The sequence below is a fragment of the Pseudomonas sp. LBUM1655 genome (assembly GCF_059716085.1).
The window spans coordinates 3518290-3539270 of sequence record NZ_CP166801.1 but is presented as its reverse complement, the minus strand read 5'-3'; the positions used below and the strand labels follow the sequence as shown (position 1 = coordinate 3539270).

Below are 20981 nucleotides of genomic sequence, written 5' to 3'. Positions count from 1 at the left end.
CAGGGATTAAGTGTAGGAGCTGCCAAAGGCTGCGATCTTTTGCTTTTTACTTCGGATAAAGCGGCGGCAACCCGCTGTCACCCACCGGGTCCTGCGCCCGTTCCGCCGCCGGAATCGTGCGGATTGCCCGCCACAAATCCTCACCCTGCCAATGCTGGCCCGTCTCGCTGTACAGCGCACCATTAAGCCCATCCAGCGCATCCGACAACGGTACAAACCGCGCCGCCATATCCGCCAGCGTTTCCGGCTGCTGACGCGCCCATGCGTCCAGCGCCTGACGAGTCGCCTGCGGATCGTTGGCCTGGCTGGCACGCTTGATATCGTCCATCAAGGTGCGTGGGCTCGGGCCGGTTTGTGCGGCGCGATGGACTGCCGGTTGCCAGCGCGCGCGCCACCACAGGCCGAAGCCAAGGAGGGTGGTGCAGGCGAGGATCAGGGTGCTGAGTTTCCACCACCACAACACATCGTTATCGACCGTGCTCGGTTGCAGGCTACCGGTCGGGGTATCGACTTGCAGGCTCGGGTTGTTCGCCACTTGCAGGGTGCGCGCCGGCAGGCTGGTGTGTTCCAGATGATCTTCGAAGGTGTTCCACCACACCACATCGACTGTCGGTAATTCAATCGAGCCGCTGCGGCTGGCCACCAGTGCTTCTCGTTCTTCGCGGCTGCCGATCAGGCCACGGTCGCTGCTCTGGTTGTTCAGCACCGGTTGGTCCGGGTAGCGGCGCAGGCCGTTGACTTCGGTGGCGGGCAGCGCCGGCAGTTGTGAACTGGCCAGGCCTTCGACTTTCAGCGTCAGGCTGCGTGTAAGGGAGTCGCCGACCTGTGTGTGCTCGGGCTCGGGATTCCAGCTTTCGCTCAGGCTCAGGCTGCGCGCTGGTAGCCATGGCGCATCGGCGGGGTAGGTCAGTGGCTTGGGTTTGACCGTAAGTGGAATCTGCGTGGAGCTGACCCGCAGCAGCTTGCCCGGTTTCGGCCCTTGCGCGGTCGCGTCCTGGGAGGGCTGAGTGTCGACCAGCGTCGCGCTGAACGTCTGTGGGGCGATGGTCAGCAAACCGCTGTGCTGCGGATAGATCGCGTAGCGCATCTCGATCACGCCGTGGCGCACACCGTTGATGTCTTTCTCATAAGTGCGGGTGTCGCCCAGTTGCTCGACCCGCGCATCGGCGAGTTGCAGCGGCGTCAGGCTGCTGTCGTCGTAGAGCGACACCGAATGGTAGATGCGCAGGGTCAGGATCGCCTGGGCCTGCACGTAGACACTGGACTGGTCGAGGCTGGCCTCGATGAACACCGGATCAAGGCTGTTCTTGTCTTCGCGGGTATCGCTCTCGACCACTTGCACTGTGATGGGCTGGCTCTGTGCGTCACCCATTTGCAATGGCGGGATCACCACGCTGCCGTTCTCTTTCGGCAGCAGGGTGATAATCCAGCGTGTGGTCGCGCGGTCGGCGCCATTGAGCGTGTTGAGCTGGTTGACTTGCCGCGTGCCGCGCACTTCGAACTGTGTCTCCAGCGGCGTCAGGTCGGGTTTGCCGAACTGGGTGACATCGCTGGTTTCGAGGGTGAGCTCGACCGTCTCGCCGGAGTTCAGGCGACTGCGATCCACACTGGCCGTCAGCTCGGCCGCCTGGGCGGTGGCTGTGCAGATCAGCAGTGGCAGCAAGAGAGCGGTGAAGCGGGTCATCGAGTGTTTTCCTGATCCTGATGTTGTTGCTGTTCGTACCAGAATTTGCGTCGCAGCAGTTCGCCCGGGTCGTCCGGGATCTTGCCCAGCCATTGCTCCAGGGCTTGGCGTTGTTCGCCTTCGAGGTTGCCCTCGCCGGGATGCAGCAGCGGCACCTCGTTCTGTTCTTCGTCCGGTTCGCTGCCCGGCACTTCATTGGGGCCCGGTTGCGGCGGGGAAGTCGGCGGCGGTTCGTTGGCTGACTCGGCGGGCTGGGCCTCGCTCTGGGTTTCACTTTTTACTGCCGGTGGTGGCGTAGTCGCTGGCGGCGGTTCATCACCAGGCAGATTTTGCTCCGACGGTTGGGTCTCCGGCTCGCTGGGCGGCAGCGTGGTCTGCTGCTTCAGCAGTTTTTCCACCAGCGCCTTGTTGGTCTGCGCCGGGCGCAAGTCCGGTTGCAGTTCCAGTGCCTGCTCATAAGCATCAATTGCCGCTTCCAGCTCACCGCTTTTTGCCAGGGCATTGCCACGATTGTAGTGGGCGCGAGCATCGCTGCCTTCGGCGAAACGCTGGGCGGCGCCACTGTAGTCGCCGGCCTCGTACAACGCCACCCCTTGCCACTGGTGATCGGCAAAATGTTGCGCCGCTTCGGCCGGGCGCTTTTGTTTGAGCAAGTGCAGGCCTTGTTGATCGGGGCGTAGCCACAGGTCTTCGAAGTCAAAAGCGTAGCTGGGTTGCGGCAGGCAGAACAGCAACGGCAGGCAGAACAACCAGCCGCGTCGCCCCGCACACGCAGCCAGCAACAAGAGTGGCAACAGCAGCCAGTAACCCTGATCGGCCCAGGTATCCAGACGCACGGTCTGGCCGTCATCGCGCAAGCTGCGCGGGCCGTTGAGCAGGCCGAGCGCACCCAGATCACCTTCGTCCAGGCGGGCTGGCTGGTATTCACCACCCACGCTGTTGAGGAACGCCGAAAGGCCCGGGCTGTCGAGTTGCGGCACGCGAATCGCGCCTTGTTCGTCCTTGAGGAAACTGCCGTCCTCCTGAGCGATCGGTGCCCCTTCGGCGGTGCCGATGCCGAGCATCAAAAATTGCGCCGATTGCCCACTAAGTGCGCGGTGAATGCCTTGGCGTTCTTCCTCGCTCAGCGACGAGCCGATCAACAGGATCCGGCCCTGACCGAGCGCGCCTTGCTTCAATAAGGCCAGCGCTTTACTCACCGCCAAATCAGCGCGATGCCCGCTTTCCGGCATCAACGATGGCTTGAGCGCATCGAGCAGGTTGCGACTGGTCGCCAGGTCATCTGACAGCGGCACCAGCGTGTGGGCGCTGCCGGCGTAAACGACGATAGCGGTTTGCGCATCGCTGCGCGCCTGCAACAGGTCGAACAGCTTGCGCCGCGCCTGTTCCAGTCGCGTCGGCGGTGAATCGGTGGCGAGCATTTCCGGGGTCAGCTCCAGCACCACCACCAACGGGTCGGCGGGTTTCTGGCTGGTCTGTTCGACGCGCTCCCAACTCGGGCCGAGCAGCGCCAGAATCGTCAGCAACCACGCAACGCCAAGAGCGACCCACGGCAATTTACTTTCACGACCGTTACCGCCACTGAGCAGAGTGGCGTGAAACGCTGGCGGCAGAATCATCTGCCAGCGTCCGGCGCGCTTCTGGCGGTGCCAGAGCTGCCAGATCAACCAGCCGAGCAGCGGCAGTAGCAACAACCACCACGGACGGAACCAGTGCGGCCAAAGGGCGATCATCGGCGCCTCCGCAGACGCAAGCGCTTAAGACGCTCGCGCCAGTCAGGCAGCGGACTTTGCAGATATAGCTGCTTGGTGAACAGGCGTTGCAACGGGTTGTCGGGCCACAATTCACGGGCGACCAACAACAGGCTCAGCCACAGGGCCAGCGCCAGCGGCCACTGATACAAGGCTTGCGCCGGCCGCGCCTGGGTCGGTTGCTGGGTCACCGGCTCGAGCTGGTCGAGGGTTTCCTTGATCGCTTGCAGCTCTTTACCGTCGTGTGCGCGGAAATACTGGCCGCCGGTGACTTCGGCGATGGCTTTGAGTGAAGGCTCGTCAAGATCCAGGCTCGGATTGACCCCGAGCAAAGCGGTGGAACCGCTTTCTTCAGGGTTTGCACCGATGCCGATCGGATAGATCTTCACGCCTTCGCTGGCGGCCAGTCTTGCGGCGGTCAGCGGATCGATTTCACCACCATTGTTGGCGCCGTCGGTGACCAGAATCAGCACGCGGCTCTGCGCCGGGCGCATGCGCAGGCGTTTCAGCGCCAGACCGATGGCGTCGCCGATGGCGGTGTTCTTGCCGGCGATGCCAATCCGCGCTTCGTCGAGCCAGACGCGCACGGTGTGGCGGTCAAAGGTCAGCGGTGCTTGCAGGTAGGCCTGACTGCCAAACAGGATCAAGCCTACGCGGTCACCGTCGCGGCTTTCGAGGAAGTCGCCGAGCAGGTGTTGCACCAGAGTCAGTCGGCTGACGTCTTCGTTCTGCCATTGCATGTCGGGGAAATCCATCGAGCCGGACACGTCCACCGCCACCAACAGATCACGACCGCTGGCGGCAATCGGCAACGGTTCGCCGAGCCATTGCGGACGCGCGGCGGCGGTCAACAGCAACAGCCATAGCAGCATGAACGGGGCCTGCTGACGCCACGCCGGCAGGTTGGCCCGAGCACGGCGGCGGGCGAGACCTTCCAGATCAGACAGGAAACTGACTTTAAGCGCCGGCTCGCCGCTGTCGGCCACCGGCAGCACGAGGCGCATCACCCAAGGGAGCGGGAACAGGACAAAGATCCACGGCCAGGCGAATTCAAACATGCTTGCGAATCCACGTGTCGACCGCTTGGGTCAGGCCGGCGATGGCCTTGTCGTCGAGTTTGCATTCCGGTTTGTAGGCGCCTTCGACCAACACCATCCAGCGCGTCAGGCCCGCCGCCGGGCAGCGGTTGTCGAGAAACGCCAGCCACTTGCGGCCATTGAGCGTGTGGCTCTGGCTATAGGGGTAGTGGTTGCGGCACAGGCGTTTGAGCAAACCGTTGAGTTGTTGCAGCCAGGCCCCGGCCGGCGCGCCGTCGTAAGGTTTGGGCATTTGTGCCAGTTCGGCGAGGGCGGCGATGCGCACCGGATCGAGCGGCTGTTCGGCTCGCACAATCGGGCGTTTCTTGATCGGGATGAAACGGCGCAGACGCCATGCCGCGAAACCGAGCAGCGGTAGCAATAGAAGCAGCAGCCACCAGCCCGGTGCCGGCGGCCAGAAGGCTATCGGGGGGGGGGACATCAGTGGTTGCAGTTGTTCGAGGCCGTTCATCGACCTTTCCCCGGACGCTGCGGATTGAGGAACTCGCGCATCTGCTCGACCATTTCACTCTGCGTGCTCAATGGCATCAGCAGCACCCGCAGCTTTTGCGCGAGCAATTCCCAGCGGGCGATGCGTGCTTCAGCCTGAGCGCGATAGGTCTGGCGCAGGTCGAAGTTGAGGGTGTCGATTTCGAGTTGTGCGCCGCGTTCGGCGAATCTTAAAAGCCCGGCGGCGGGCAGGGCGTGATCGAGCGGATCGGACAGCGGCAGCATCAGCAGATCGCAATGGCGCGACAACAGGCTCAGTTGCTGCTCGGCGCTGTCGGATAGCGCACGCTCATCGCAAATCACAATCACCAGACTGCCCGGGCGCAGCACTTCGCGGGCACGGCGCAGGGCGACGCCAAAGGAATCGCGATCCGGCACACGCTCGCTGTGCAGCGATTGGTTGACCTTCACCAAACGGTTAAGCAATTGCAGCAGGCTTTGCTTGCTGCGCCGTGGCTTGATTTCGTAATGCTCGTTATCGCCGAACACCAGCCCGCCGACCCGGTCGTTATGGCCGAGCGCGGCCCAGCCAATCAGCGCCGCCACTTGCGCCGCCAGCACCGATTTGAACATCAGCCCGGAGCCGAAAAACAGCCGCGTGCTTTGCTCGACCATGATGAAGATCGGCCGTTCGCGTTCTTCATGGAAGAGCTTGGTGTGCGGCTCTTGCGTGCGCGCCGTCACGCGCCAGTCGATAGTGCGCACGTCGTCGCCGGCCTGATAGACCCGCACCTGATCGAAGTCGACGCCACGCCCGCGGAATTTCGAGTGATGCAGGCCGATCAGCGGGCTGCGCTGACTCGGCGTGGAAAACAGCTGCACTTCGCGCACACGGTGGCGCATCTCGATCAGCTCGGCGAGGCTGATGCGGATGCCCGGTTCGGACGGCAGGGGGGCGTTCATGGGGGTCAAGCGACGGCTACGACGTCGAGAATCCGCTGCACCACCCGATCCTGATCGATGCCGGCGGCTTCGGCTTCAAACGACAGAATGATGCGATGACGCAACACGTCGAACAGCACGGCTTGAATGTCTTCCGGACTGACGAAATCACGCCCGGCCAACCAGGCGTGGGCCCGGGCGCAACGGTCGAGGGCGATCGAGCCGCGTGGGCTGGCGCCATAGGCGATCCACTCGGCCATTTCCGGATCGAACTTGGCCGGCGTGCGCGTGGCCATGACCAGTTGCACCAGGTATTCCTCCACGGCGTCGGCCATGTACAGACCGAGGATTTCCTTGCGCGCGGCGAAGATCGCCTGCTGGCTGACCCGGCGCTCGGGCTTGGTCTCGCCGTTCAGTGCTTCGCCACGGGCCTGCTGGAGGATCCGGCGTTCAACGGCGGCATCGGGGAAACCAATCTTGACGTGCATCAGGAAGCGGTCGAGCTGCGCTTCCGGCAGCGGATAGGTGCCTTCCTGCTCGATCGGGTTCTGCGTGGCCATTACCAGGAACAGCGGCGATAGCTCGTAAGTGCTGCGTCCGACGCTGACCTGACGCTCGGCCATGGCCTCGAGCAAGGCCGATTGCACCTTGGCCGGGGCACGGTTGATTTCGTCCGCCAGCACCAGATTGTGGAAGATCGGGCCTTGCTGGAACACGAAACTGCCGGTTTCCGGGCGATAGATCTCGGTGCCGGTGATATCGGCGGGCAACAGATCAGGGGTGAACTGAATGCGATGGAACTGGGCTTCGATGCCCTCGGCGAGCTCTTTGATCGCTTTGGTCTTGGCCAGACCCGGTGCGCCTTCGACCAGCATGTGGCCGTCGGCGAGCAGGGCGATGAGCAAACGCTCGATGAGTTTTTCCTGGCCGAGAATCTGCGTTGAAAGAAAGGTTCGCAGCGCCAGCAGCGCTTCACGATGTTCCATCGGTGACTGTTCCTGGAAAGGGTGGCCACGGGCGTTCGGATAACGCCGGGGCTGGGGGCGTTACTTTAATCCATCGCGGGGGGTGGCGACTAACGGCATTTTGCGCAAAATACGGGAAATGATCGTCGCAATTGTTGGATTTTTGTCGTGCGGGAGAGGTGCAGTGTTCTTCAGGGCCCCTTCGCGAGCAGGCTCGCTCCCACATTGACGGTGTACACGCTGTTCGAATGTGGGAGCGAGCCTGCTCGCGAAGGGGCCAGCCCAGACACCATCAAACTTCGTTAATGAAGGTACCCGTCCCGTCGAGGATATTCTTCAAGGTCTCGACAACCTCATCCATGTCCACCATATCCGGGTTAAAGCTGATCTCCAGCACATCATCCCCATTCAACGCATCGGCATCCGCCGCCCCAATCTCGATCTTCAGCAGGGTCGAGGTCAGCGTGACTTTCACACCATCCAGGGTCGAAGGCTCGCCATCCAGTGTGATCTCCAGCTCATCCTCGTCCGGGTAGCGGCTCATCAGGAACATGTCGCCCTTGTCGCTGTGGCAGCAGAGCATGGCCATGTTGTCTTCTTCGTCGTCGCACGGGTTGACGATCAGTAGGGCGGTGGTCATTTGCATGGGGGGATTCCTGGTGGGCGGCGTAATGAGTGCAAGGGAAAACGCGATTTTGCCAGTCACGGCGCATTTACGCTGCTGCCATGTTCAATTCCTTTTGGAAAAAACCTGCACCACCCAATTGAAAAGCTGATTGAAGAGCTCGTTTGACGCTCAGTGGATGAAAAATGTAGGGGTGTTCCTTCATCCACTTCCGCCCACCGGTAGAGAAATATCCGACGGCATTGTAAGGCATTTGTTTTGGCGGGGTTTTTCGGTGTTTTTATGGGTTTTCGCTTGTTTTCGCGGCACTTTAGCGATTATTTTCGCCGTTCGAACGCAAAGGAGTGCTTAACGAAAACTGAAAGAAAAGGACCTCTTTTCATGCACCAATATTTTGAGCTCGCCGAAGAAGTCAGACACTTGACCGAAGAACAGATCGAGCAGGTTTATCAGCGTTATCTGGAGGGGGAAAAAGTGCCGCACTCTTGGCCGAATTCCGAATCCCCTCGACTGTGCGCAGCTTGTTGAAAGTGCTGCCGCCAATCGTCAGCCAAGACCTCACGTGCCCCTATTGCGATCTGCCGATGTGGGTTCGTCGGCATGCCAGGGGCACCCCTGTAACGCTGCGCAACCCGTTCAAGTGCGTACGTTGCGAGCATCGTTATTTTGCGACAGGCGTGAATGTTCGACGCACACCTTGTACGTGCAAGGAATGCTTCAAGGTTCGCCAGCAGCAATTGGCGGCTCAGGCAGAGCGCGATCGTCTCGAGCTTGAGGTTCGCTACGGAGCGTCAAACCCCACAGTGCCTTACACAAAACTGGGTTTTGTACAAAAGCTGGCATTGCTGGCCTTGCTCGACGACGGCAATGGCGCCAATGTTCAATGGATTGCGCCGCTGAGCGCGCCATCCAGAGGCGAATCCCTTGCGCCGACCGACGAAGCCAGTGAGGAACTGCTGAAAGATCTTCACGAGACCGGCGTATTGGCTGTTGCGACGGATTCCGATATCAAAGCCTTTGATCGAACGGATGGCTGCTCTATCAGCGATTATTCAGCCGTGCGCTGGCGACCTAACGTTGCGGTGGAGGGGGATGTACGCAGTACGCGCGACAGTTTGTACCTGGCGCTGTATCAGGAATTGTCCGGGAACGTTCAGCCAGCGTGGAAAACCGAGCTCTATTCGTTGATCTTCAATCTGGCCCGGGAGGAGTCGATTCAATACATCCATGTGTTGGCCAATGAAGTGAGTTTTGCATTCACCGCCGAAGCCCGTGCCGAAACGGTCGTGGGGCAGCTGTTGCAAGACTTTTCGGTGAGCCAGCTCTATTACTTCGCGCGCCTGGCGGTAAAAAATGCCGCGCATTTCTACGCAACCGGTAACTCCAAGGGGCGCAACCACGCGTCCAATACCATCCCGCGTAACATGCTCGGGACGGCACAGGATGCCCTGGCGCGAAACTGGCGCAAAAACGCTCACCGCGACTCGCGAGTGCCGCAATCAGCCCTGCATCGATTGTTGTATGACGTCGTGCTCAAAGACAGCGGAGCGGGGTTTTCCAAATCCCCGGGGATGTATTGGCGTGATGAGCTGGTGCCACAGTTCTTTTCTGGCACAGCTTTCGATGCTGATCTGGTCGGCCATCTGCAACTGTTCTGCCGCGAATGCGACTCGAGCAATATCGACGCCAGCATGGACAAGATGACCTTGCAGATGATGTGTTACGACTGCGCTACCGTGAGCAAATTCAAGGCTTACGAAGAGTTGCCGGACTGACCCGCGTCAACCGCTGGCGCTGAACCCGATGTCACGCTCAAGGTCGATAGAACGGCCTTGGGCGTTTTCGTTTCTGGATATGTAGCGGCAAAAGGTCTGCACCTGGCACGAATGTCCCGTAAATACGGGCATTCAACCCGACGTTCTGCGCCACGAATGCTAGTGTTTACCGGTGCCAAAGCCTCGGTTTACGTGCCAATGACCGAATATGTCGCAGCACCGCAAGCAGACACATTGTCGCACCCATTAAGCTGCGCATCGGATGAGCACCCGTAAAGGCATTGTCGGCGGTCCTGACAGTCGTTTTTGCAGATGCCCATTCAATGGAAGGTGAATGTGACCTGAGTGTCTCGTCCAGCTTCACCCACCTGTCCCCCTGTTTCCTCTGCCCGAGAATCAGGAGCAGGGTGACTCAAGCCCCGGAAGGGGTGTTGCACGCGACGCTTTCCATCAATAACAAGCTTAAGCGGAGTACCACAGATGGCGTTCTTCACCGCAGCCAGCAAAGCCGACTTCCAGCACCAACTGCAAGCGGCACTGGCGCAGCACATCAGTGAACAGGCACTGCCACAAGTGGCGCTGTTCGCTGAACAATTCTTCGGCATCATTTCCCTGGACGAGCTGACTCAACGTCGCCTCTCCGACCTCGCTGGCTGTACTCTTTCTGCGTGGCGCCTGCTTGAGCGCTTCGATCACGCGCAACCGCAAGTGCGCGTCTACAACCCCGATTACGAGCGTCATGGCTGGCAGTCGACCCACACCGCGGTCGAAGTGCTGCACCATGACCTGCCATTTCTGGTCGACTCGGTCCGCACTGAACTGAACCGCCGCGGCTACAGCATCCACACCCTGCAAACCACCGTGCTCAGCGTGCGTCGTGGCAGCAAGGGCGAGTTGCTGGAAGTCCTGCCAAAAGGCAGCACCGGCGAAGGCGTCCTGCATGAGTCGCTGATGTACCTGGAAATCGACCGCTGCGCCAACGCGGCCGAATTGAATGTGCTGAGCAAAGAGCTGGAACAGGTTCTCGGTGAGGTCCGCGTCGCGGTCGCCGATTTCGAGCCGATGAAAGCCAAGGTGCAGGAAATCCTCACCAAGCTCGACAACAGCGCTTTCGCCGTCGATGCCGACGAAAAGACCGAAATCAAAAGCTTCCTGGAATGGCTGGTGGGCAACCACTTCACCTTCCTCGGCTACGAAGAGTTCGTGGTCACCGATCAGGCCGATGGTGGCCACATCGAGTACGACCAGAACTCCTTCCTCGGCCTGACCAAACTGCTGCGCACCGGTCTGACCAACGAAGACCGCCACATCGAAGACTACGCGGTGAACTACCTGCGCGAGCCGACCCTGCTGTCGTTCGCCAAAGCTGCGCACCCGAGCCGCGTACACCGTCCGGCCTACCCGGACTACGTGTCGATCCGTGAAATCGACGCTGACGGCAAAGTCATCAAGGAACACCGCTTCATGGGCCTGTACACCTCCTCGGTGTATGGCGAGAGCGTGCGGGTCATCCCGTTCATCCGCCGCAAGGTCGAAGAGATCGAGCGCCGCTCCGGCTTCCAGTCCAAGGCTCACCTGGGCAAGGAACTGGCGCAGGTTCTCGAAGTACTGCCGCGTGATGACCTGTTCCAGACTCCGGTTGACGAACTGTTCACCACCGTGATGTCGATCGTGCAAATCCAGGAACGCAACAAGATCCGCGTGTTCCTGCGCAAAGACCCGTATGGTCGCTTCTGCTACTGCCTGGCCTACGTGCCGCGCGACATCTATTCCACCGAAGTGCGCCAGAAAATCCAGCAGGTTCTGATGGAGCGCCTGAAGGCCACCGACTGCGAGTTCTGGACGTTCTTCTCCGAGTCCGTGCTGGCCCGCGTGCAGTTGATCCTGCGTGTCGACCCGAAAAACCGCATCGACATGGACCCGCTGCTGCTGGAAAAAGAAGTCGTACAGGCTTGCCGCAGCTGGCAGGACGACTACGCCGCACTGACCGTCGAAAGCTTCGGCGAAGCCCACGGCACCAACGTGCTGGCTGACTTCCCGAAAGGCTTCCCGGCCGGCTACCGCGAGCGTTTCGCCGCGCATTCGGCCGTGGTCGACATGCAGCACCTGCTGAGCCTGAACGAAAAAAATCCGCTGGTAATGAGCTTCTATCAGCCGCTGGGCCAGGTATCTGGTCAACGCGAGCTGCATTGCAAGCTGTATCACGCTGACACCCCGCTGGCGCTGTCCGACGTTTTGCCGATTCTGGAAAACCTTGGCCTGCGCGTGCTGGGCGAGTTCCCGTACCGCCTGCGTCACACCAATGGCCGCGAGTTCTGGATTCACGACTTCGCGTTCACTGCCGCTGAAGGCCTGGACCTCGACATCCAGCAACTCAACGACACCCTGCAGGACGCGTTCATCCACATCGTCAGCGGCGATGCCGAGAACGATGCGTTCAACCGTCTGGTACTGACTGCCGGCCTGCCATGGCGCGACGTGGCGCTGCTGCGCGCTTACGCCCGTTACCTGAAGCAGATCCGTCTGGGCTTCGATCTGGGTTACATCGCCAGCACCCTGAACAACCACACCGACATCGCTCGCGAGTTGACCCGGTTGTTCAAGACCCGTTTCTACCTGGCGCGCAAACTGGGCAGCGATGACCTGGAAGACAAGCAACAGCGTCTGGAACAAGCGATTCTGACCGCACTGGACGACGTTCAGGTGCTCAACGAAGACCGCATCCTGCGTCGTTACCTCGACCTGATCAAAGCCACCCTGCGCACCAACTTCTATCAGACTGATGCCAACGGCCAGAACAAGTCGTACTTCAGCTTCAAGTTCAACCCGCACGCCATTCCTGAGCTGCCGAAGCCAGTACCGAAGTTCGAAATCTTCGTTTACTCGCCACGCGTTGAAGGCGTGCACCTGCGCTTCGGTAACGTGGCTCGCGGTGGTCTGCGCTGGTCCGACCGTGAAGAAGACTTCCGTACCGAAGTCCTCGGTCTGGTTAAAGCTCAACAAGTGAAGAACTCGGTCATCGTGCCAGTGGGTGCGAAGGGCGGCTTCCTGCCGCGTCGCTTGCCACTGGGCGGCAGCCGTGACGAGATCGCGGCCGAGGGCATCGCCTGCTACCGCATCTTCATTTCCGGTCTGTTGGACATCACCGACAACCTGAAAGACGGCGCGCTGGTACCGCCGGCCAACGTCGTGCGTCATGACGACGATGACCCGTACCTGGTGGTGGCAGCGGACAAGGGCACTGCAACCTTCTCCGACATCGCCAACGGCATCGCCATCGACTACGGCTTCTGGCTGGGTGACGCATTTGCGTCCGGTGGTTCGGCCGGTTACGACCACAAGAAAATGGGCATCACCGCCAAAGGCGCGTGGGTTGGCGTACAGCGCCACTTCCGCGAGCGCGGCATCAATGTTCAGGAAGACAGCATCACTGTGGTCGGTGTCGGCGACATGGCCGGTGACGTGTTCGGTAACGGCTTGCTGATGTCTGACAAGCTGCAACTGGTTGCCGCGTTCAACCACCTGCACATCTTCATCGATCCAAACCCGAACCCGGCGACCAGCTTCGTCGAGCGTCAGCGCATGTTCGACCTGCCGCGTTCGGCCTGGACCGACTACGACACCAGCATCATGTCCGAAGGTGGCGGTATCTTCTCGCGCAGCGCGAAGAGCATCGCGATCTCGCCGCAGATGAAAGAACGCTTCGACATCAAGGCCGACAAGCTGACCCCGACCGAACTGCTGAACGCCTTGCTCAAGGCGCCGGTAGATCTGCTGTGGAACGGCGGTATCGGTACTTACGTCAAGGCCAGCACCGAAAGCCACGCCGATGTCGGCGACAAGGCCAACGATGCGCTGCGCGTGAACGGCAACGAACTGCGCTGCAAGGTTGTGGGCGAGGGCGGTAACCTCGGCATGACCCAACTGGGTCGTGTGGAATTCGGTCTCAATGGCGGCGGTTCCAACACCGACTTCATCGACAACGCCGGTGGCGTGGACTGCTCCGACCACGAAGTAAACATCAAGATCCTGCTGAACGAAGTGGTTCAGGCCGGCGACATGACCGACAAGCAACGCAACCAGTTGCTGGCGAGCATGACCGACGAAGTCGGTGGTCTGGTGCTGGGCAACAACTACAAGCAGACTCAGGCCCTGTCCCTGGCGGCGCGTCGTGCCTACGAGCGCATCGCCGAGTACAAGCGTCTGATGGGCGATCTGGAAGGCCGTGGCAAGCTGGACCGTGCCATCGAGTTCCTGCCGACCGAAGAGCAGATCAACGAGCGCGTTGCGGCAGGCCATGGCCTGACCCGTCCTGAGCTGTCGGTGTTGATTTCGTACAGCAAGATCGACCTCAAGGAACAGCTGCTGGGTTCCTTGGTGCCGGACGACGATTACCTGACCCGCGACATGGAAACGGCGTTCCCGCCGACCCTGGTCAGCAAGTTCTCCGAAGCCATGCGTCGTCACCGCCTGAAGCGCGAGATCGTCAGCACCCAGATCGCCAACGATCTGGTCAACCACATGGGCATCACCTTCGTTCAACGACTCAAAGAGTCGACCGGCATGAGCCCGGCGAACGTGGCTGGCGCCTACGTGATCGTGCGTGACATCTTCCACCTCCCGCACTGGTTCCGTCAGATCGAAGCGCTGGACTACCAAGTCAGCGCTGACGTGCAACTGGAGCTGATGGACGAGCTGATGCGTCTGGGTCGCCGTGCTACGCGCTGGTTCCTGCGTGCCCGTCGTAACGAGCAGAACGCTGCCCGTGACACCGCGCACTTCGGTCCGCACCTGAAAGAGCTGGGTCTGAAGCTCGACGAACTGCTGAGCGGCGAAATCCGTGAAAACTGGCAGGCGCGTTATCAGGCGTACGTCGAAGCCGGTGTGCCGGAGTTGCTGGCGCGTATGGTCGCGGGTACCTCGCACCTGTACACCCTGCTGCCGATCATCGAAGCCTCCGACGTGACCGGCCAGAACCCTGCCGAAGTGGCCAAGGCCTACTTCGCCGTGGGCAGTGCGCTGGATATCACCTGGTACCTGCAACAGATCAGTGCTCTGCCGGTTGAAAACAACTGGCAGGCCCTGGCCCGTGAAGCGTTCCGTGATGACGTCGACTGGCAGCAACGTGCGATCACCATCTCCGTCCTGCAACAGGGCGACGGCACTCAGGACGTGGAAGCACGTCTGGCGCTGTGGATGGAACAGCACGAAGGCATGATCTCGCGCTGGCGCGCCATGCTGGTGGAAATCCGTGCTGCGAGCGGCACGGACTACGCCATGTATGCGGTCGCCAACCGCGAGCTGCTGGATCTGGCATTGAGCGGGCAAGCGGTGGTGGCACCTGTCACTGCCAATGCCGAGCCTGAGCTGGCTTAAGTAAGCGTTGAATGAAAAAGCCCCGGTATCGTGAGATGCCGGGGCTTTTTTATGTCTGAAGGTTTTGTGGTGTCTGGTCTGGCCCCTTCGCGAGCAGGCTCGCTCCCACATTGGTTTTGTGATCGACACAAGTCCCCTGTGGGAGCGAGCCTGCTCGCGAAAGGGCCCTTACATTCAATACAACTTCTGACCTTGTTTACTATCCAGCATCGACACTTTGTCCGCCGGTCTGGTCACTAAATTGTTGAGCGACTGGTCAAACTTCTGCAATGCCCTTACTTGAACGTCTTGTTGTTGATTGATGTCAGCAACAATCTCTTCCGAACGTTTGAAGTCTGCCCAGATCGGCGTCAGTTCTTTAGCTTCCGAGCCTTTAGCCGTGCCGATGTAGTTGAGTTGTGCATCATAAAAATCGGCACTCACGTCCGCCTTGATATCGGAACTGCGCGAGGTAATCAATTGGCTGTGGGTGCCAATGATTGCCACCACATCCGGCCTGGCCGCGCGCAGGCTTTGCATGTCCGGGTAGACCGTTACCGATCCGAACTGGCGCTGTAACGAGGCGTTGACCCATTCCACCGCCATGTCCGGTTTTGACGTCGCGACATAGGCGTCATGGATCGGTTGCACCAGCAGGCTCTGGCCGAAACCGGTGCCGGCATTGGCCTGATAGTCGCGCAGGTATTCACGATTGGTTTGGGTGCTTGGGCTGTAAACGACACCGAGCGCGACGCCGGGACCGCTTTTCACCTGAGTGGCGCTGCTGCGGCCGGTCGGATGGGGCAGTAGCGTGTCAAGGGATGAGACCGCTTGGGGAGCGGTGGGTACGGAACAGGCGGAGAGGGCTAAAACGGAAATTACCAACGTACTGGCCAACGCAAGTTTCATGGTGGATCTCCCGTAAAACAACCTCAGTCGGAAAGTTGCAATTGCCGAGTTTTAAAAGGGCGCTCGGCGTTAATTCAGACTAAACCGGAGAACCTGTAAGGCAGCTGACAATTTGTCGGTTTATTAACGCGTGGATAGTTTCATTTGCTTTAAACGGCATCGGTTAATTGCGCCGAGCAATAAAAAGGCTCAAATCAGTGATTTGAGCCTTTTTATTTATGGCTGGCCAGACAGCCATCAGTCTTTCAGGGGGATCAACACCTGCTCGCCCGGGGCCAACACCATAAACACCAGCAACTTCGCCGGTTTGCTCTTACTGGCATTTTTCGACACCAGATGTTCGGAGCCGGCCGGTTCGTACCAGAATTGACCCTTCTTGTAAGTGGTCGGCTGTTCACCCTTGACCTGGGAAATCACTTCGCCCTCCAGCACGTAAGCCATGGCGGTGCCCTCGTGTTTGTGGGCGATGGACGATTGGCCGGGCTTGTAGTCGACTTCGATCATCATGGCCTTTTTGCCGGGGGCGTTTTTCAGCATCTGGTCTTGCAGCACCGTGACTTTCTCGGACGAGTCATGGGCGAGCGCCGAGGCGGAAATCGTCAAGGCGAGGGCGGCGGCGAGGACGTGCAGGGCTTTCATGGCGGATCACCTGTGAAGTGGGGATTTAGGTGATCACAGTAGTGCGCGGGGTGGCGCATTCAAACGGCCAATATTCGGGAAGATCGGGTGACCAATCTGATCTGCGGGGTGATCAAAAGCAAAAGATCGCAGCCTTCGGCAGCTCCTACAGAAATCGGTGTAGGAGCTGCCGAAGGCTGCGATCTTTTGCTCTTGCTTCTAAACGATAGGAAAACTGTTGAAATCCACGCTATTGGCCAACCGGCTATCGATCAAATCGATAAACCCCTGCGCCTCGGGCCGGTTGAAATGCGCCTGCATCGCCGCTTCCGACTGCCAATGGGCGCTGACCGTCCAGCGGTGGCTGTCATCGGGGCAGCGGTCGACCATATAGGAGTCGCAGCCCGGCGTTTCGCGCAGAGTTTCGACGATCTTCTGCAGTTGCCTGCCCAGTTCATCCGAGCGGCCGGCGGCGGCCTGCACCTGGACGGTGTTGATCACTTCGTTGGACATTGCTCACACTCCTGAATCAGGCCGGACGAATCCTGCTCATTGAGGGATAACGCCTGTGCAGGATAGGCCTGCCACCCCGTATCACCAATAACCAATCGGCGGTTAATCCGTTAGGCCAATCACTCAAGCGACTTGCTGAAGGATGTCGCGCAGGCGATCCAGTGCGATATCGATGTCCAGCGTCTCGATGGCGCCAAAGCCGAAGTACAGACCGCTTTTCACCGGTTGCTGATAATAGAAACCGTCGATGGCGTACAGCCCGACTTCGACCTTTTTCGCCAGCTCAATCACCAATGGCAGGTCGATCGGCTTCTTGCACAGCGCGGCCATGTGGAATCCGGCGCTGGGTGGCACGGCCTCAAGCCACGGCGACAGATCGCTGGCCATGCGCGCCAGAATCCGCTCGCGGCGCTGGGCGTAAATCGCATGGCAACGGCGGATATGTTTGAGCAGGCAGCCCTCGGCGATGAACTTCGCCAGCGCCCATTGCGGCAGGGTAGAGGCGTGCAGGTCGGTGAGTTGCTTGGCGCGGATCACCGCTTCAAGAATCGCCGGCGGCAGGATCGCATAACCCAGCCGCAGCTCCGGCAGCAGTGTTTTAGAGAAGGTCCCGACGTAGGCGACGATGCCGCGCTGGTCGAGACTGAACAGTGAGTCGGTGGGCCGGCCCTCGTAGCGAAACTCGCTGTCATAGTCGTCCTCGATGATGATTGCGCCCAGTTCATGGGCGCGGGCCAGCAAGGCTTCGCGACGCGCTGGACTCATCGGCATGCTCAGGGGAAACTGGTGCGACGGGGTGACGTAAATCAGCCGCGTGCCCTCGGGAATGTGCTCAACCACAATGCCTTCGGCATCCACGGGCACGCCGACCACTTCCGCGCCGTGGGTGCCAAACAGCAGACGGGCCGGCGGGTAGCCCGGATCTTCCATCGCCACCCGGCTGCCGGGGCTGATCAGTACGCGAGTGATCAGGTCCAGCGCCTGTTGCGCGCCGTTGCACACCACAATGTCTTCGTCCTGGCAGTTCACCCCACGGGAAAACGCGATGTGCCGGGCAATCGCATTGCGCAGCGCCGGCAAACCTTCGGGCGCGCTGTAGAAGCCTTTTGAACCGGCCATCTGGCGCATGGCGTGGGAGACACAGCGGCGCCAGTCGTCATGGGGAAACTGGCCTTTGCTGGTGGCACCGCCAATGAAGTCGTAGCGCAACGAGCCTTCCAGCGTCGGGTGGCGCAGGAACACCGGCAGGTTTCTCCAGCGCTCGATCACCTCGGCGCTGGCCAGCTCGGTGTGGCTTTGCTTGCGCTGGACTTGCGCCGGGCGTGCGTTGACGTAGGTGCCTTTGCCGATCACGCCGGTCAGGAAATTTTCGTAGGTCAACTGCGCGTAGGTGTCGGAAATGGTCTTGCGCGAAATCCCCAGTTGCTCGGCCAGCAAGCGGCTGGGCGGCAACTGTGTGCCAGCGGCCAGACGCCCGGATTCGATGGCACCACGCAGTTGTTGATACAACTGACCAGCCAGATCCTTGCGGCCGTTGATCACAACGTGAAGTTCCATACCGACGCGGCTCCGGGGGCTGTTTGGCGTGCCCGCCAGATTACCGCTGTTGCGGGATCGGCAATAGTTGCGCACCCGAAAATCCCCAAATTGGCCCCAATCCCTGTAGGAGCTGCCGAAGGCTGCGATCTTTTGACTTTGGTTTTTTATAAACAAAAGCAAGATCAAAAGATCGCAGCCTTCGGCAGCTCCTACACGGGATTTGTGTTTGGCCGGGATGCAGTGGTGTGCCGGTTTTCCGTGCAATTGGGGCTGTAATGCGTCGCTGTCGGCGTTTACGGTGAAGTCATTATTCCGTCTACCGAGAACAGCCATGCCCCCGCGTCTGGATTACTACAACGCTTCGCCCAAGGCGATGAAAGCCATGATTGCCATGGAGGCGCTGACCAGCAACCTGAGCATCGAGCAGCCGCTGCTGCAACTGATCAGGATCCGCGCCTCGCAACTCAACGGCTGCGCGTTCTGCACCGACATGCATTCGGTGGACGCGCGACGGGCCGGGGAGAGTGACCGGCGTTTGTATGCGATTGCGGTGTGGCGCGACAGCAACTTCTTCAATCCCCGCGAACGTGCGGCGCTGGGGTGGGCCGAGGCGGTAACGCTGCTCGCCGAAAGTCATGTGCCGGATGATGTTTATCAGCAGGCACGCGAGCAATTCAACGAAGGGGAACTGGTCGACCTGACGATGGCCGTCACCACCATCAACAGCTGGAATCGGCTGGCGGTGAGCTTTCGCCAAACCCCGAGCGACTGACTGACGCATAACTCTGTGACTGACGTATAACCCTGTGACTGAGGTATTTCCAGTGATTGAGGTATTCCTTGTGGTGAGGGGATTTATCCCCGATGGGCTGCGCAGCAGCCCCAAAACGTTGCGACTCGGTACATCAGGCACATCCGGTGTAACGGGTTCGCGACTGCTGCGCAGCCGATCGGGGATAAATCCCCTCGCCACAGGTGTTTGATTCATTTATTGATTATTGGTGAGGTTGCAGTGTTGGCTGGTGGGCGCTGCGGTTTCACCGATGCGCCAAAGGTGTTGCCCATCCGCGTACTGGTCGCGGCCGGTGTTGCCAGCCCGAGCGTATTCGGCGGTCGCTTGTTCACCGGCACGTTCAGCGCCTCCTGATTCTTTTCCGCCGCCGCCGCGCCTTCGGGGTTGTTGCCCATCTGCTGGCTCAGGCAGTCGTAATTCGGCGCCTTGTAGCCGCCGACCGTCACTTCCACGCAGCCCAGCGGTTGCTCGGCGTGGGCGTTGGTGAATGCGCTCAGCAACAGCCCGCCAAGGGCGATTTTCCACAGTGATTTCATGCAGGCCTCCTGGCCGGCCCGAAGGGGCCGCGCTATGGAAGAAGTCTAGTGCACGCCGTGCGCAAATCCCGTGATGGTTTTTTTGCAGTGGCCGTCACACCAGATTCATAAACAGCCCTCAGGATGACGATTTTCAGGGATACGTCAGCCGTGCAGCGAGGCAGTTCCAGGGACGGTCTTCAGCGTTCAACGACTCTTGTGCGCCGGCTGGGTCTGGGGGTGCTGCTTGCCTGGCTGACGGGCACTGCGACAGCGGACCCGGTGCCGGCAGATATGCGCATGACGCTGCACATTCCTGCGCAGGATCTGGCCCGGGCGCTCGATCAGTACAGCCACGCCACCGGTGTGGCGGTGCTGGTCGACAGCCAGTTGAGTCGCGGTAGACGCTCCCTGGCGGTGGATGGCGAATACACCGCTGCCGACGCGCTGCGCCGCCTGCTCGGTGGCAGTGGTTTGATGGCGCGCTATGCCCGTGACGATGCGTTCACTTTGCAAGTGGCGCAGGTCGAAGACGTGCCAGCGCCGACGCAAAAACAGTCGCCCGAAAGCGTGGCCGTCAGTCGCAGTTACGCCACGGCAGTGCAAGCGGCGATTGAGCGCAACCTGTGCCGGTCGCCGCTGACCCGTCCGGGCAGTTATCGCGCGGTGTTGCAGGTCTGGGTCGGGCGCGATGGCCTGGTGCAACACAACCGGTTGGTCACTTCGACCGGTGATGTACGGCGCGATACCGCGCTGGTGGAAAGCTTTCGCAATCTCAGGATCGACCGGCCGACGCCCAGCGCCTTGCGTCAGCCCGTCACGTTGCTGTTGTTACCGGAGTCGTCAGGAAAACGCATGGAATGCACCACATGGGAAGGAGTTTCCGGGGGATGAAAGACACCGGACAAGGTTCGCTGGTCCAACTGTTCCTGACGTCCTACGAGGACTTTCGGGTGCGCCTGCGTCGGCGTCTGGGCTCGGAGGATCTGGCCAACGACGTGCTGCACGAAACCTACCTGCGCGTTGATCGCATGGAGACGCCGGCCAATATCGCCCGGCCCAACGCCTACCTCTATCGCATGGCCCTGAACATCGCCGCCGACCGGCGCCAGGCCGATGCGCGCCTGCTCACCGGCACCGAGGTCGAAGAGCTGCTGCAAATCGGTGACGAGGCGCTCGACCCGGCTCGGGTGGTCGGTGGGCAAAAGGAAATTCAGTCGTTGCTCAAGGCGCTATACGAACTGCCGGCGCGGCGACGGCGGATCTTCATCGCGGCACGTCTGGAAGAGGCGCCGCACCTGGAAATCTCCCAGCGCTTTGGCATTTCCACGCGCATGGTCGAGAAGGAAATCAAGGCTGCCTTGGGCCATTGCGCCGCCAAACTTGAAAGAAAAGTGTTTCAGCGGTTCGGTCGCGGGGCCGGAAAACCGTCTTCAGAGTAGTGCCCGATTAATCCGTTGAGAATCTGCGC

At 60.4% G+C, this 20981-nt stretch carries 19 protein-coding genes; 7 read left to right on the top strand and 12 right to left on the bottom strand.

What is annotated here, in order from left to right:
* Window positions 1-46: 46 nt before the first annotated feature.
* The 7 genes from ACA074_RS15715 to ACA074_RS15685 form a co-directional block, all read right to left on the bottom strand.
* Window positions 47-1684, bottom strand: coding sequence for a BatD family protein (locus tag ACA074_RS15715; RefSeq protein WP_497677329.1), 1638 nt, complete (start codon window positions 1682-1684; stop codon window positions 47-49).
* Complete coding sequence (locus tag ACA074_RS15710; RefSeq protein WP_497677328.1) at window positions 1681-3417, bottom strand: vWA domain-containing protein; 1737 nt, start codon at window positions 3415-3417, stop codon at window positions 1681-1683. Before ACA074_RS15710 ends, ACA074_RS15715 begins: the two co-directional genes overlap by 4 nt.
* Window positions 3414-4493 (bottom strand): vWA domain-containing protein, encoded by a 1080-nt coding sequence (locus ACA074_RS15705; protein WP_187678609.1) that lies wholly within the window; start codon window positions 4491-4493, stop codon window positions 3414-3416. The genes ACA074_RS15710 and ACA074_RS15705 overlap by 4 nt, the downstream gene beginning before the upstream one ends.
* Window positions 4486-4983: a DUF4381 domain-containing protein gene (locus ACA074_RS15700; protein ID WP_497677327.1), complete on the bottom strand. Its 498-nt coding sequence runs from the start codon at window positions 4981-4983 to the stop codon at window positions 4486-4488. The genes ACA074_RS15705 and ACA074_RS15700 overlap by 8 nt, the downstream gene beginning before the upstream one ends.
* Window positions 4980-5924 (bottom strand): DUF58 domain-containing protein, encoded by a 945-nt coding sequence (locus tag ACA074_RS15695; protein ID WP_187678607.1) that lies wholly within the window; start codon window positions 5922-5924, stop codon window positions 4980-4982. Before ACA074_RS15695 ends, ACA074_RS15700 begins: the two co-directional genes overlap by 4 nt.
* 5 nt (window positions 5925-5929) lie before the next feature.
* A complete protein-coding gene (locus ACA074_RS15690) occupies window positions 5930-6889 on the bottom strand; it encodes an AAA family ATPase (RefSeq protein WP_003218556.1) in 960 nt (319 codons plus the stop codon).
* Between the two features lie 271 nt (window positions 6890-7160).
* Window positions 7161-7514 carry a hypothetical protein gene (locus ACA074_RS15685; RefSeq protein ID WP_497677326.1) on the bottom strand — a complete coding sequence of 118 codons (354 nt, stop codon included), beginning with the start codon at window positions 7512-7514 and terminating at the stop codon, window positions 7161-7163.
* Between the two features lie 360 nt (window positions 7515-7874).
* On the opposite strand from ACA074_RS15685, the gene ACA074_RS15680 reads away from it, so the two are divergent.
* The 3 genes from ACA074_RS15680 (at window position 7875) to ACA074_RS15670 (ending at window position 14644) form a co-directional block, all read left to right on the top strand.
* On the top strand, window positions 7875-8021 hold the full coding sequence (locus ACA074_RS15680; RefSeq protein WP_497677325.1) for a hypothetical protein: 147 nt from the start codon (window positions 7875-7877) through the stop codon (window positions 8019-8021).
* A 275-nt stretch (window positions 8022-8296) separates the two neighbouring features.
* Window positions 8297-9268: a hypothetical protein gene (locus ACA074_RS15675; protein ID WP_497677324.1), complete on the top strand. Its 972-nt coding sequence runs from the start codon at window positions 8297-8299 to the stop codon at window positions 9266-9268.
* Between the two features lie 480 nt (window positions 9269-9748).
* A complete protein-coding gene (locus ACA074_RS15670; RefSeq protein ID WP_497677323.1) occupies window positions 9749-14644 on the top strand; it encodes an NAD-glutamate dehydrogenase in 4896 nt (1631 codons plus the stop codon).
* 174 nt (window positions 14645-14818) lie between these two features.
* Here ACA074_RS15670 and ACA074_RS15665 read toward each other — a convergent pair whose 3' ends face one another.
* The 4 genes from ACA074_RS15665 to pdxR form a co-directional block, all read right to left on the bottom strand.
* Window positions 14819-15532, bottom strand: coding sequence for an ATPase (locus ACA074_RS15665; RefSeq protein WP_497677322.1), 714 nt, complete (start codon window positions 15530-15532; stop codon window positions 14819-14821).
* A 237-nt stretch (window positions 15533-15769) separates the two neighbouring features.
* The gene (locus tag ACA074_RS15660; RefSeq protein ID WP_489879420.1) at window positions 15770-16171 is read right to left on the bottom strand and encodes a cupin domain-containing protein; all 402 of its coding nucleotides are present in this window, start codon (window positions 16169-16171) and stop codon (window positions 15770-15772) included.
* A 198-nt stretch (window positions 16172-16369) separates the two neighbouring features.
* Complete coding sequence (locus tag ACA074_RS15655; RefSeq protein WP_401266946.1) at window positions 16370-16663, bottom strand: putative quinol monooxygenase; 294 nt, start codon at window positions 16661-16663, stop codon at window positions 16370-16372.
* Between the two features lie 123 nt (window positions 16664-16786).
* On the bottom strand, window positions 16787-18220 hold the full coding sequence (gene pdxR / locus ACA074_RS15650) for a MocR-like pyridoxine biosynthesis transcription factor PdxR (RefSeq protein WP_497657466.1): 1434 nt from the start codon (window positions 18218-18220) through the stop codon (window positions 16787-16789).
* Here pdxR and ACA074_RS15645 point away from each other — a divergent pair.
* Together ACA074_RS15645 and ACA074_RS15640 are read left to right on the top strand one after the other, a co-directional pair.
* Entirely contained in the window at window positions 18209-18478 is a 270-nt protein-coding gene (locus ACA074_RS15645; protein ID WP_497677321.1) for a hypothetical protein, read from the top strand. The two genes, pdxR and ACA074_RS15645, sit on opposite strands and share 12 nt — an antisense overlap.
* A 55-nt stretch (window positions 18479-18533) precedes the next feature.
* Window positions 18534-18974 (top strand): carboxymuconolactone decarboxylase family protein, encoded by a 441-nt coding sequence (locus tag ACA074_RS15640; protein ID WP_497677320.1) that lies wholly within the window; start codon window positions 18534-18536, stop codon window positions 18972-18974.
* A 212-nt stretch (window positions 18975-19186) separates the two neighbouring features.
* Here ACA074_RS15640 and ACA074_RS15635 read toward each other — a convergent pair whose 3' ends face one another.
* Window positions 19187-19531 (bottom strand): hypothetical protein, encoded by a 345-nt coding sequence (locus ACA074_RS15635; RefSeq protein ID WP_497677319.1) that lies wholly within the window; start codon window positions 19529-19531, stop codon window positions 19187-19189.
* A gap of 207 nt (window positions 19532-19738) precedes the next feature.
* On the opposite strand from ACA074_RS15635, the gene ACA074_RS15630 reads away from it, so the two are divergent.
* Window positions 19739-20404: a secretin and TonB N-terminal domain-containing protein gene (locus tag ACA074_RS15630; protein ID WP_497679334.1), complete on the top strand. Its 666-nt coding sequence runs from the start codon at window positions 19739-19741 to the stop codon at window positions 20402-20404.
* Complete coding sequence (locus ACA074_RS15625) at window positions 20401-20952, top strand: RNA polymerase sigma factor (RefSeq protein WP_187678595.1); 552 nt, start codon at window positions 20401-20403, stop codon at window positions 20950-20952. The genes ACA074_RS15630 and ACA074_RS15625 overlap by 4 nt, the downstream gene beginning before the upstream one ends.
* The last annotated feature ends 29 nt before the right edge of the window (window positions 20953-20981 follow it).

Coding starts and splice junctions, on each gene's coding strand:
- ACA074_RS15715 (WP_497677329.1), bottom strand. CDS start 1,684: ATGACCCGCTTCACCGCTCTCTTGCTGCCACTGCTGATCTGCACAGCC.
- ACA074_RS15710 (WP_497677328.1), bottom strand. CDS start 3,417: ATGATCGCCCTTTGGCCGCACTGGTTCCGTCCGTGGTGGTTGTTGCTA.
- ACA074_RS15705 (WP_187678609.1), bottom strand. CDS start 4,493: ATGTTTGAATTCGCCTGGCCGTGGATCTTTGTCCTGTTCCCGCTCCCT.
- ACA074_RS15700 (WP_497677327.1), bottom strand. CDS start 4,983: ATGAACGGCCTCGAACAACTGCAACCACTGATGTCCCCCCCCCCGATA.
- ACA074_RS15695 (WP_187678607.1), bottom strand. CDS start 5,924: ATGAACGCCCCCCTGCCGTCCGAACCGGGCATCCGCATCAGCCTCGCC.
- ACA074_RS15690 (WP_003218556.1), bottom strand. CDS start 6,889: ATGGAACATCGTGAAGCGCTGCTGGCGCTGCGAACCTTTCTTTCAACG.
- ACA074_RS15685 (WP_497677326.1), bottom strand. CDS start 7,514: ATGCAAATGACCACCGCCCTACTGATCGTCAACCCGTGCGACGACGAA.
- ACA074_RS15680 (WP_497677325.1), top strand. CDS start 7,875: ATGCACCAATATTTTGAGCTCGCCGAAGAAGTCAGACACTTGACCGAA.
- ACA074_RS15670 (WP_497677323.1), top strand. CDS start 9,749: ATGGCGTTCTTCACCGCAGCCAGCAAAGCCGACTTCCAGCACCAACTG.
- ACA074_RS15665 (WP_497677322.1), bottom strand. CDS start 15,532: ATGAAACTTGCGTTGGCCAGTACGTTGGTAATTTCCGTTTTAGCCCTC.
- ACA074_RS15660 (WP_489879420.1), bottom strand. CDS start 16,171: ATGAAAGCCCTGCACGTCCTCGCCGCCGCCCTCGCCTTGACGATTTCC.
- ACA074_RS15655 (WP_401266946.1), bottom strand. CDS start 16,663: ATGTCCAACGAAGTGATCAACACCGTCCAGGTGCAGGCCGCCGCCGGC.
- pdxR (WP_497657466.1), bottom strand. CDS start 18,220: ATGGAACTTCACGTTGTGATCAACGGCCGCAAGGATCTGGCTGGTCAG.
- ACA074_RS15640 (WP_497677320.1), top strand. CDS start 18,534: ATGCCCCCGCGTCTGGATTACTACAACGCTTCGCCCAAGGCGATGAAA.
- ACA074_RS15635 (WP_497677319.1), bottom strand. CDS start 19,531: ATGAAATCACTGTGGAAAATCGCCCTTGGCGGGCTGTTGCTGAGCGCA.
- ACA074_RS15625 (WP_187678595.1), top strand. CDS start 20,401: ATGAAAGACACCGGACAAGGTTCGCTGGTCCAACTGTTCCTGACGTCC.